10 protein-coding genes are annotated in these 11,382 nt (G+C 63.2%); 7 read left to right on the top strand and 3 right to left on the bottom strand.

Annotated features, from left to right (window positions below):
- On the top strand, positions 1–435 hold a 435-nt coding region (locus APM_RS00150; RefSeq protein ID WP_007421328.1), incomplete at its 5' end, for a response regulator transcription factor.
- A 33-nt stretch (positions 436–468) separates the two neighbouring features.
- Here APM_RS00150 and hpnH read toward each other — a convergent pair.
- Positions 469–1,620 carry an adenosyl-hopene transferase HpnH gene (hpnH, locus tag APM_RS00155; protein WP_007421329.1) on the bottom strand — a complete coding sequence of 384 codons (1,152 nt, stop codon included), beginning with the start codon at positions 1,618–1,620 and terminating at the stop codon, positions 469–471.
- A 39-nt stretch (positions 1,621–1,659) separates the two neighbouring features.
- Positions 1,660–2,643 carry a 4-hydroxy-3-methylbut-2-enyl diphosphate reductase gene (ispH, locus tag APM_RS00160; RefSeq protein ID WP_007421330.1) on the bottom strand — a complete coding sequence of 328 codons (984 nt, stop codon included), beginning with the start codon at positions 2,641–2,643 and terminating at the stop codon, positions 1,660–1,662.
- Between the two features lie 380 nt (positions 2,644–3,023).
- On the opposite strand from ispH, the gene dxs reads away from it, so the two are divergent.
- The 6 genes from dxs to APM_RS00190 all read left to right on the top strand — a co-directional run bounded on the left by dxs (position 3,024) and on the right by APM_RS00190 (position 10,887).
- Entirely contained in the window at positions 3,024–4,967 is a 1,944-nt protein-coding gene (dxs, locus tag APM_RS00165; protein ID WP_007421331.1) for a 1-deoxy-D-xylulose-5-phosphate synthase, read from the top strand.
- 29 nt (positions 4,968–4,996) lie between these two features.
- A complete protein-coding gene (locus APM_RS00170) occupies positions 4,997–5,611 on the top strand; it encodes an ABC transporter substrate-binding protein (RefSeq protein ID WP_007421332.1) in 615 nt (204 codons plus the stop codon).
- Position 5,612: 1 nt separating this feature from the next.
- Positions 5,613–6,806, top strand: a complete 1,194-nt coding sequence (gene hpnI, locus APM_RS00175; RefSeq protein WP_007421333.1) for a bacteriohopanetetrol glucosamine biosynthesis glycosyltransferase HpnI — start codon at positions 5,613–5,615, stop codon at positions 6,804–6,806.
- 10 nt (positions 6,807–6,816) lie between these two features.
- A complete protein-coding gene (gene hpnJ / locus APM_RS00180) occupies positions 6,817–8,241 on the top strand; it encodes a hopanoid biosynthesis associated radical SAM protein HpnJ (RefSeq protein ID WP_035188401.1) in 1,425 nt (474 codons plus the stop codon).
- 21 nt (positions 8,242–8,262) lie between these two features.
- The gene (gene hpnK, locus APM_RS00185; RefSeq protein ID WP_007421335.1) at positions 8,263–9,066 is read left to right on the top strand and encodes a hopanoid biosynthesis-associated protein HpnK; all 804 of its coding nucleotides are present in this window, start codon (positions 8,263–8,265) and stop codon (positions 9,064–9,066) included.
- 159 nt (positions 9,067–9,225) lie between these two features.
- Positions 9,226–10,887, top strand: a complete 1,662-nt coding sequence (locus APM_RS00190; protein WP_007421336.1) for a hypothetical protein — start codon at positions 9,226–9,228, stop codon at positions 10,885–10,887.
- A 144-nt stretch (positions 10,888–11,031) separates the two neighbouring features.
- Here the strand turns inward: APM_RS00190 and APM_RS00195 are convergent.
- The coding region (locus APM_RS00195; protein WP_007421337.1) for a CopD family protein at positions 11,032–11,382 on the bottom strand (351 nt) is incomplete at its 5' end.

Below are 11,382 nucleotides of genomic sequence, written 5' to 3' on the forward strand. Positions count from 1 at the left end.
GAAATTTTCCTCAGGGTGCAGAATCAGGTTCGTCGCAGCCGCGGCTTCCAGAGTTCGTCGCTGGCTGTCGGCAATGTTGAAATCAACATGAACGCGAAGAAAATTTTCGTATCTCAAACCGAGATCGGATTAACAAAAAAAGAATATCAGATCGTGGAGATCCTTGCCCTAAGGAAAGGATGCGTTCTGAGCAAGGAAGCGATCCTTGATCATCTCTATGGAGGGCTCGACGAGCCCAACCCAAAAATCATCGACGTGTTCATCTGCAAAATCCGCAAGAAACTGCTGGCCGCCGGGGCCGACGACCTGATCCAGACGAACTGGGGCCGGGGCTACATGATTGTCGACCGTCGAGAGTCCGAACTCCGTCCGACCAGAACTGCCCCCGCACAAAACATCATGCCGGCGCCTCGCGAGCGAAGCGCCGCCGGATGACCGCAACAGGGGCGGGATACGGCCGTTCCCCGGTTACTCCGCGGGTTCGGCCGGTTCCTGGGTTCCCTGGATCTCCGCCATCTTGTGTTCGACGTGCCGTGAGAACACAAACTCCGCCGGCCGCTGATGATCAAGCGGGATATCTGCCGCCATGGCGCCTTCGGTACGGATCCCCGTCACCGCAAGCTTGGCCAATTTCCAGGGGCGCTTGACCGAGTCAACCACCGCAGTCGCCTCGAAGCCCGAGTGGACCATGCAGTCGGCGCATTTTTCATAATTGCCGACACCATATTTGTCCCAATCGGTTGTCTCCATCAGCTCCTTGTACGTCTTTGCGTAGCCTTCCCCGATCAGGTAGCAAGGCCGCTGCCAACCAAACACGTTGCGCGTCGGGTTGCCCCAGGGCGTGCACTTGTAGGTCTGATTGCCGGCCAGGAAGTCGAGAAAGAGGGGAGACTGATTGAATTTCCAGCGAATTCCGCGCGCCTTCCGCTCCTTTCCATGGCGGAAGATCGCCCGGAAAAGTTCTTTCGTCCGCTGACGGTTAAGGAAATGTTCCTGATCCGGGGCACGCTCATAGGCATAACCCGGGGACGTCATGACCCCATCGACGCCGATTTCGTTCACGGTATCGAGGAACGCGGCGACCCGCTCGGGATTGGCTCCGTCGAACAATGTGCAGTTGATCGAAACACGGAATCCCTTTGCCTTGGCCAGCTTGATCGCGGCAACGGCACGTTCGTAGACGCCTTCCTGACTGACCGCCTGGTCATGCATCTCGCGATCGCCGTCGAGATGAATGTCCCAGCAGAAATTCGGGTGCGGCTTGTACTGGTCGATCTTCTTCTCGAGCAGCAGCGCATTCGTGCAGAGATAGATGAACTTGTCCCGCGCCAGGATCTTCTCGACGATCTCGGGCATTTCCCGGTGCAGCAGCGGCTCGCCGCCAGCAATCGCCACAACCGGAGCGCCACACTCATCCACGGCTTCCAGCGCGTCGGCAACCGACAGGCGCTGATTCAGAATCGGTGCGGGATAATCGATCTTGCCGCAACCGGCGCAAGCCAGGTTACAGCGGAACAGCGGCTCCAGCATCAGCACCAGCGGATACCGCCGATTGCCGGTCAAATGCTGTTTCAGCACGTAGGCTCCAACCTTGATCGCCTGCTTCAGCGGCACGCCCATTGGTAACTCCTGATATTTCCCAACCTGCCGATGCGCCGTTCAGGCATCGCTCACTTCGGTGGGCAGTTTGAACCTGACATCTTCCGGCGTGCCGGCAAGGGTATCGATTTCGATGGCGCCGAACTTCCGCAGGCCGTCGATCACCCCTTTGACCAGCACTTCCGGCGCCGACGCGCCCGCCGTAACCCCGACGGCGCGGATGCCCTTGAACCAGGACGGATCGAGATGGCTGGCATCGTCGATCAGATAGGACGGACGCCCCAATTCGGCGCCGATCTCGCACAAACGATTGGAATTCGATGAATTTCGGCTGCCGACGACCAGGATAACGTCGACCTGTTCGGCCAGATGCCGCACGGCTTCCTGCCGGTTTTGGGTCGCATAGCAGATATCGCGCACGTCGGGACCGACGATCCCGGGAAAGCGCTCGACCAGCGCCGCAATGATTCCGCGCGTGTCGTCAACCGAAAGCGTCGTCTGTGTGATATAGGCAAGCTTGTCCGGGTCGCTCACCTGCAGTGACGCCACATCCTCGACGGTCTGCACAAGATAGACCCGACCGTCGATCTGGCCGATCGTCCCCTCGACTTCCGCGTGCCCGGCATGGCCGATCAGCACGATCTCCCGCCCCTGACCAGCGTAGCGCCGCCCTTCGGAATGGACCTTGGCAACCAGCGGGCAGGTGGCATCGATCACCGGCAGGGCGCGGTTCGCGGCGCTCTGCTGCACTTTCCGCGCGACGCCATGCGCAGAAAACACCGTAATCGCCCCATCCGGCACTTCCGAAATCTCGTCGACGAACACCGCGCCGCGGGATCTCAAATCCTCCACCACATGGCGGTTATGCACGATTTCATGGCGCACATAGATCGGCGGACCGAATTTCGCCAATGCCCGTTCAACGATCTCGATCGCCCGCTCGACGCCGGCGCAGAACCCGCGCGGCTGCGCCAGCACGACTTTCATGACCGTCTGGTCCACGGCCGGATCTGCGCATTCGGTCATGGTATGAGGCAGATCCATGGTCTGTCGCCTTTCGAATCGGGAATTCGCGATTGTGGGAAATCCACTCCGGCAGTACGCCGTTTCTCTGAAATAAATCATCCCAAGGCGGCTTCGCAAGGGCGCCTGTTCCAAGCCCCCTCTTGGAGACCGCCTGTGTTGCAGTTATGCATCGTGCGAGATCAAACAGCCACCCCATCCCCGCACCCGTTTCATTCCAGACCGGTTGATCTTATCTCTTCAACCATGCCCTATCGCTCCCCACGATGAATGTATAAATCCTCCGGGTACCGGCACGGCCCGGAGTGCCGCAGGGTCGCAATGACGGAGATTGAAGGAATCAGCATGATGGCTTACCGCGCCAGCGAAAGACCGGTTACCTGCGCACGGGGTATCGTCTGATGCCGCCGCAGACTCCCCTGCTGGATCGTGTCCGCGTTCCGAGCGACCTGCGCAATTTCTCCGCCGACCAGCTCCGCCAGCTCGCCGGGGAATTGCGCGCCGAAACGATCGACACCGTTTCCGTGACCGGCGGGCACCTGGGCGCGTCGCTCGGCGTCGTCGAGCTGACGGTGGCCCTGCACGCGGTGTTCGAGACCCCGCGGGATCGCCTGATCTGGGATGTCGGCCATCAGACCTATCCGCACAAGATCCTCACCGGCCGGCGCGATCGCATCCGTACACTGCGCCAGCCCGGCGGGCTGTCCGGCTTCACGCGCCGTTCCGAAAGCGAATACGATCCGTTCGGGGCCGCCCATTCCTCGACGTCGATTTCGGCCGGCCTGGGCATGGCCGTGGCCCGCGACCTGAAGGATGAATCCCCTAAGCGTCACGTCATCGCCGTGATCGGCGACGGGGCGATGTCCGCCGGCATGGCCTATGAGGCGATGAACAACGCGGGCGCCAGCAAGTCCCGCATGATCGTCATCCTCAACGACAACGACATGTCGATCGCGCCGCCGGTCGGCGCGATGAGCGCCTACCTCTCGCGGCTGATCTCCTCGCGCAGCTTCCTCTCGATCCGCGATTTCGCCGCCCGGATGGCGAAACGCTTCCCCCGCACGCTCGAACGCACGGCCAAGCGCGCCGAGGAATACGCCCGCGGAATCCTTACCGGCGGCACGCTGTTCGAGGAGCTGGGCTTTTATTATGTGGGCCCGATCGACGGCCATAATCTCGACCATCTTCTTCCGGTCCTGCGCAATCTGCGCGACATCGATGGCGACGAGCCGATCCTGCTCCATGTCGTCACCCAGAAGGGCAAGGGCTACGCACCGGCCGAGGCGTCGGCCGACAAGTATCACGGCGTCTCGAAGTTCAACGTCGTCACCGGCGAGCAGACCAAGGCGCCGCCGGGACCGCCCTCTTATACAAAGGTGTTCGCCCAGGCGCTGATCGCCGAGGCGGAACATAATCCGAACGTCGTCGCGGTCACCGCGGCAATGCCGAGCGGCACCGGCCTCGACGCCTTCGCCAAGCGCTTCCCGGACCGCTGCTTCGATGTCGGCATCGCCGAACAGCACGCCGTGACCTTCGCCGCCGGCATGGCGACCGAGGGCATGGCGCCGTTCTGCGCGATCTATTCCACCTTTCTCCAGCGCGCCTACGACCAGGTCGTGCATGACGTGGCGATCCAGTCCCTGCCCGTGCGCTTCGCCATGGACCGCGCCGGCCTCGTCGGCGCGGACGGTGCCACCCATGCCGGCGCCTACGACCTCGCCTATCTCGGCTGCCTCCCCGGAATGGTGATCATGGCACCGTCCGATGAGGCGGAACTGATGAACTGCGTTGCCACCGCGGCCGCGATCGACGACCGCCCGTCCGCGTTCCGCTATCCGCGCGGCGAGGGCACCGGCGTCCAGCTCCCTGCGCGCGGAACGCCATGGGAAATCGGCAAGGGACGAATCGTGCGCGAAGGCAGCAAGGTGGCCGTCCTGGCGCTCGGCCCACGCCTGGCCGAAGCGCTGAAGGCAGCGGACGAACTCGCGGCGCGCGGCTTCCCCGCAACCGTCGCCGATGCCCGCTTCATGAAGCCGCTCGATACCGCGCTGGTGGACCAGCTTGCCCGTCATCACGAAGTCCTGATCACGATCGAGGATGGTTCGAGCGGCGGCTTCGGCGCGGCTGTCGGCCACCATCTCGCCTGGTCGGGCGCGTTCGACTCAGGGCTGCGATTCCGCCCGATGACGCTTCCGGACCGCTTCATCGACCACAACTCACCCGCCGGCCAGCTGATCGATGCCGGACTTACCGCGAAGGATATCGTGGCGCACGCGCTCGGCGCGCTCGGTCGCGGAGCCGTGCCCGAAAATTCGCACGGTTCGGTCGCAATTCCGGCACGTTGATCGCCATATCTGCCCTTATGAAACGTCGAATGCTCCTGGCGGCGCCACTTGCCGTGGCCCTGCCCCTCGCGCTTCCGGCGGCACGCGCTGCCGCTGCCCCGGAAACGCAGCCGGTCAACGCCCTGGACGACGCGCTGATCGCGACAATGAAGGCTGGCAGCGCCGGCAAGACCTTCAGTGCGCGCTACGCCATGCTCAAGCCGGTGATCGAAAAGAGTTTCGACCTTCGACTGATCCTGCAGAACTCGGCGGGACTGCTCTGGTCGCAAATTCCGGCTGCCCAGAAAACCGAGCTTGAGAAACTGTTCCGCCAGTATACGGTTGCAACCTATGTGAGCAACTTCAACGCCTACGCCGGCCAGCACTTCACGACCAATCCCGACATCCGGCGGACAGGCAATGCCCGCGTCGTGTCGACCACGTTCGAGGGAAACGGGGGAAAGAAGGTCGAACTGGCCTACGTGATGCGGCTGTCCGGCGGTGTGTGGAAAATTACCGACGTTCTCTTCGACGGGACAATCAGCAAGGTCGCCACGCAGCGCTCTGACTTCAGCGGCCTGATCGAGCCTGGCAACGCGTCGCGGCTGATCGATGCGCTGAAGGCGAAGGTCGCTTCGCTGTCCGGCGGGGCGATCAAGGACTGACATGACCGCAATCCTGCCGGCCCTCGCCGACGCGCTCTGCGCGGTCGGCCTCGTCCAGCAGGCCATCGGCTCCACCCTCGTGCGCGTCGCCCGGCATCCGGAAGCTTCAATGCCGGACGACGCGCCGGGCATCACCGTTCTCAAGCCGCTGCACGGCACCGAACCGCTGCTCGACATTGCGCTCGAATCCTTCTTCCTGCTGGACTATCCGCGGTTTCAGCTCGTGTTCGGCGCGGCCGATCCCGATGACCCCGCCCTCGCCCTGGTAGCCCGTTTGCAGGCACGCTACAGGCAGGTCGACGTCGCGACGGTCGCCGGGCCGCACCGGGCGGGCCGCAACCGGAAGATCGCCAACCTGATCGCAATGCGGTCCGCCGCCCGGTACGACCTTCTCGTGATCTCGGATGCCGACATGCATGTCGCACCGGATTTCCTGAACGGCATCGCCCGCTCCCTCTCGCGGCCAGAGGCGGGCCTCGCCACGACCTTCTATACCGGTCTGCCCGCGAACGGCGCGCTCGCCGCCCGGCTGGGCGCGATGCAGATCAATCACGGCTTCCTTCCCGGCGCCGCCATCGCCCGCGCGCTCGGCCGGCAGGACTGCCTTGGCGCGACAATGGCTCTCCGCGGCGCCGATCTCGACCGGATCGGCGGGTTCGAGGCGCTGCTCGACCATCTCGCCGACGACAACGTCCTCGGCCAGCGCATCCGCGCCACCGGCAAGCAGGTCGTTCTTGCGCCGGCGCTTCCGGCCACCTCGGTGCCCGAGACGACGTTCGCCGCCCTCATGCGGCACGAACTGCGCTGGGCCCGCACAATTCGCGCGCTGGTGCCGTTCAGCTATGCCGGAATGATCACGCAGTTCCCGCTTTTCTGGGCCCTGGCGGCACTGCTGCTGTCCGGCGGCGCGACCTGGACATGGATCGGCCTGGCCCTCGCCGCCGGCCTGCGCTACATCATCGCGCAGCAGCTCGAACGCCGCCTTGGGTTTTCCGGGCGCGGCCGTGGTTCACCCGCCCTGGCGAGCACGCCGGCGCCTTGGCTTTTCCTCTTGCGCGATATGGTTTCGGCGGCCATTTTCGTGATGAGTTTCTGGAGCGATACCGTCGAGTGGCGTGGCAATGTGCTGGAGGCCGATTCGGGCCGCAGCGACAGCGGGCGACAGGCAGAAGCCGCCCCGCGGCATATGAATTAGGACCGATACGATGATGAAGACCCTGTTCCTGCAACCGCCCTCCTTCGACGGGTTCGACGGCGGCGCCGGCTCCCGCTACCAGGCGCGCCGCGAGATCCGGTCCTTCTGGTTCCCGACCTGGCTCGCCCAGCCGGCGGCGCTGATCCCCGGCTCCAAACTGATCGACGCGCCTCCCGCCGGCCTCACGATGAAGGATGTGATGCCGCACGCCCGCACCGCCGAGCTCGTCATCATCCACACCTCCACGCCGTCCTTCGCCAACGACGTCAAGGTCGCGGCCCAGATCAGGGCGGAGAACCCCGGCGTGAAGATCGGCTTCATCGGCGCGAAGGTGGCGGTCCAGGCCGGCGAAAGCCTCGAGCGCGCCGCCCCTGTCGACTTCGTCGCCCGCAACGAGTTCGACTTCACGATCAAGGAAATCGCCGAGGGCAAGCCCTTCGCCGAGGTCGACGGCATTTCCTGGCGCAACGAGGCCGGCGAGATCGTCCACAACCAGGACCGCCCCACCCTCGAGGACATGGACAGCCTTCCCTTCGTCGCCGACGTCTACAAGCGCGACCTGAAGATCGAGGACTATTTCATCGGCTATCTGATGCACCCCTACGTGTCGCTGTATACCGGCCGGGGCTGCAAGTCGCGCTGCACCTTCTGCCTCTGGCCGCAGACGGTCGGCGGCCACCGCTACCGCACCCGCTCGGTCGAGCACGTGATCGCCGAGGTGAAGCAGATCCAGCGCGATTTCCCGCAGATGCGCGAGCTCTTCTTCGACGACGACACCTTCACCGACAACCTCCCCCGCGCCGAGGCGATCGCGCGCGAACTCGGCAAGCTCGGCGTCACCTGGTCGTGCAATGCCAAGGCGAACGTTCCCCGCGACACGCTCAAGGTGCTGCGCGACAATGGTCTTCGTCTGCTGCTCGTCGGCTATGAAAGCGGCAACCAGCAGATCCTGCACAACATCAAGAAGGGCATGCGGATCGAGGTCGCGAAGAAATTCACGAAGGACTGCCACGATCTCGGCATCAAGATCCACGGCACCTTCATTCTCGGCCTGCCCGGCGAAACGCAGGACACCATCCGCGAGACGATCGATTTCGCGAAGGAGATCAACCCGCATACCATCCAGGTCTCCCTCGCCGCGCCGTACCCGGGCACCTTCCTCTACAACCAGGCCGTCGAAAACGGCTGGCTCGACGCCGCGCATGCCGAACTGATCGACGATCACGGGATCCAGATCGCGCCGCTCCACTACCCGCATCTGACGCACACCGAAATCTTCGACAGCGTGGAAACCTTCTACCGGCAGTTCTATTTCCGCGTGCCGAAGATCGCCTCGATCGTCGGCGAGATGGTGCGCAGCCCGCAAATGATGAAGCGCCGCCTGCGCGAGGGCGTGGAGTTCTTCCAGTTCCTGCGCGAGCGCCACGCCGCCTGATCGTCCAGAGCATCCGCAGCCATGCGAAGCGACGCCGAGGTCATCTTCTCGGCGGATGATTTCGGCCTGACCGACAGCGTCAATGAAGCGGTGGAACGCGCCCATCTTGAGGGCGCGCTGACCCAGGCGAGTCTCATGGTAGCAGCCCCCGCCGCGGCCGACGCGGTTGCCCGCGCGCGGCGCCTGCCCAGCCTGAATGTCGGGCTGCATCTGGTGCTGGTCGAGGGGGATTCCGTGCTCGGCCACACCGCCTTGCCCACCATTACCGGCGCGGATGGCCGGTTCGGGGCCGATCAGGTCGCCCGCGGCTTCCGCTACTTTTTCTCCCCCGCCGCGCGGCGGGAACTGGCGGCTGAAATCCGTGCGCAGTTCGAGGCCTTCGCAGCGACCGGCCTCACGCTGCACCACGCGGATAGCCACAAGCACATGCACATGCATCCCACCGTGGCGTCGCTGATGATCCGCATCGGCCGCGAATTCGGCCTCCGGCGCATCCGGGTTCCGGCCGAACCCCCCGCGGTCCTGAGGGCGAGCGGCGACCGGCCGGGTTTCCCGGCCCATGCCCTTTATGCCTGGTCGCGTGTTATCCGCGCACAGGCGAGCCGCGCCGGGCTATCGAGTCCCGACCATATCCTCGGCATCCGACGTTCCGGTCACATGACACCCGAACGGGTGAACGCCTATCTCGAAGTCCTGCCCTCCGGCTCAACGGAAATCTATTTCCACCCGGCGACCCGGCGGTGCCGGGATCTCGAAAGGCTGATGCCGGCCTACGAGCATGTCGCTGAATTCGAGGCGCTATGTGCGATCAGGGACCGGGCCTGATCCCCGTTAGAAATTTGTATTGAACGCGCAATTTGAAACAACACCAAACTACAACCTTGAGACGAATTGTTTGTTAGAAAAACTGCTTCCTGTTGGGAATGCGTTAATTTTTCGTCGATAGATCTGAGGGCACCAGCACAGCAGACCAAGGAGCGGCTCGTGTCATCCTCAACATCAACGGAAAATGTCTCAGTCATAGCAAGTCTTGGTGCGACACCAGACACGTTTGCAGTAGACACATCGATTCAGGCCATTGTTCAGCAACAGCTGGACAACAATATCACCAACCTCATCAATCTGAATTCACCCTATACCGGTGTGACAGTAACACCGATATCCTTGAATTCCGACGGCACTACGAACTCTTCCCCTCCTCCTGAGCCCACCAATACGTCGTTCTACGAGGATACTTACATCACTGGTTCGGTCACCGGCAGCGGCGGGTCGATCAGCTTGCCTAACGCCATGACCAATGGCGTTCCGACCAATAACGGTATCCGCGGAATCATCGCGACCTTCAGCGGTAACGAGACCATTACCGGCGGCGCCGGCAAGAACGCGCTGATCGTCACGGGCTCGACCACGAACCTGACATGGGATCCGATGGGCGGCGCCGGCACCGACACGATCTATGCGGGCGGCGGAAACAACAACTTCACGCTTGACGGTTACTGGTACGACGTTCAGGTCGCGAGCGGTGATAACACGATCACGACGGCCACCAACGCCGCCGGCGGCGCGAGTTACAATCGCATCACGACCGAGGGTGGCCACAACGTCATCAACCTCGACGCGGGCACCAATACCGTCATGTCCGCCGGTAGCGACGTGATTAACGTCAACGATTCCGGCAACCTGATTTCAGTATCCGGCGCGTCGAAGATCACCTTTGGCGCGAACGCGACCGGCAACACGCTTTACGCGACCGGGGCGGCAACAATCGTCGGCAATTCCGGCGGCAATACGATCTCGATCAGCGGCAGTCAGGGGGCGGCGATCAGCACCTCGGGCGCCGGTTCCCTCGGCTCGGTCGCCGGCAACACGACGATCTATTCGTCGACCGACGACGAAAGCGTCCAGTTCACCGCCGGCACAAACCGGTTCAGGAACAATGGCGGCTTTGACACCATCGTCGCTACCGGGCAGTCCGTCGTTCGCGCAGGCAATCCAACGGGATCGACCGGCAAGATCGACTTCATCAATCAGAGCACCAACGCGGTGACGGTTCTTGGCGGCGCGGGCGCCGTGACGGCTTTCGGCGGCGTCGGCGGCGGCATCATTACCGGCGGCGCGGAAGGCAACAACTCCCTGATCGGCGGTTCCGGGTCGGCCACTCTGGTCGGCGGCGGGAACGGCGATTTCATTGAGGCCGGAGGCGGGAATGCGACACCGAGCGGAGCTTGGAATGCGCTTTTTGCCGGTGTCGGCAATGAAACGCTCACCGCCACATCGGTAACGGGCAGCAACCTGTTTGCGGCCGGCAGCGGCAATGACATCATTTCGTCAGAAGGCACGGGAACCCAGTACTTCTTCACCGGGTCCGGCAACGCCACGATCACGGGATCGTCCCTGGCCGGCTCGGACAATATCTATTTTGCCAGGTCGGGCGGTACCAGCAGCCAGGACATCATCAACAATTTCTCGACGCAGAGAGATATCATGGTGATGATCAACGGCCAGACGATTTCTTCCGTCACTGCAACTTCAAATGCATCGCCTCAAACCGGCGCTGTCCTGACATTGTCGGACAACACGAGGATCACCATGGTCGGTATCAACCCGAACCAGTTGCAGCAATTCGTCGGCGGATCGTTCGTGTAAAGGCCAAACCTGCCAGGGCGCGTCTTGTCAACGGAATCGAGGCGCGCTCTCGCAGCACGGTTGCATTTTGAATTTTAGCTGAACCCGTCTGCGTGCGTCGCCACCATAACCAGGCGATAACGCAGGCGGGCTATATTCGGCGCCTCATGGCCGAACCAGCACCATCGTGACGATCACGACCATCAGGACGATCGGGACAACCGCGCTCCGCCTCAGGATTGTCACCTCCGGCCGGGCATCGTCGCGCAGCCGCCGGCGCCAGGCGGAGAGAATGCCATGGTACCATGAGAGCAGCAGCACGGCGGCCAATTTCACCAGCCACCACGGTGCGCTCCAGGATGTCGTGCCGGGCGTCAACGCAAGCAGGATGCCGAACCCCCAGGCCGCGTACATCGCGGGATTGACCAGGCGCTTGAAGATCTGGCGCTCGAGGGCCGCGAACGCCATCGCCGCCGGGCTCGCCGGCTCCAGCCCATGATGGCGCAGATAGATCAT

It is taken from the genome of Acidiphilium sp. PM (assembly GCF_000219295.1).
GTDB lineage: Bacteria > Pseudomonadota > Alphaproteobacteria > Acetobacterales > Acetobacteraceae > Acidiphilium > Acidiphilium multivorum.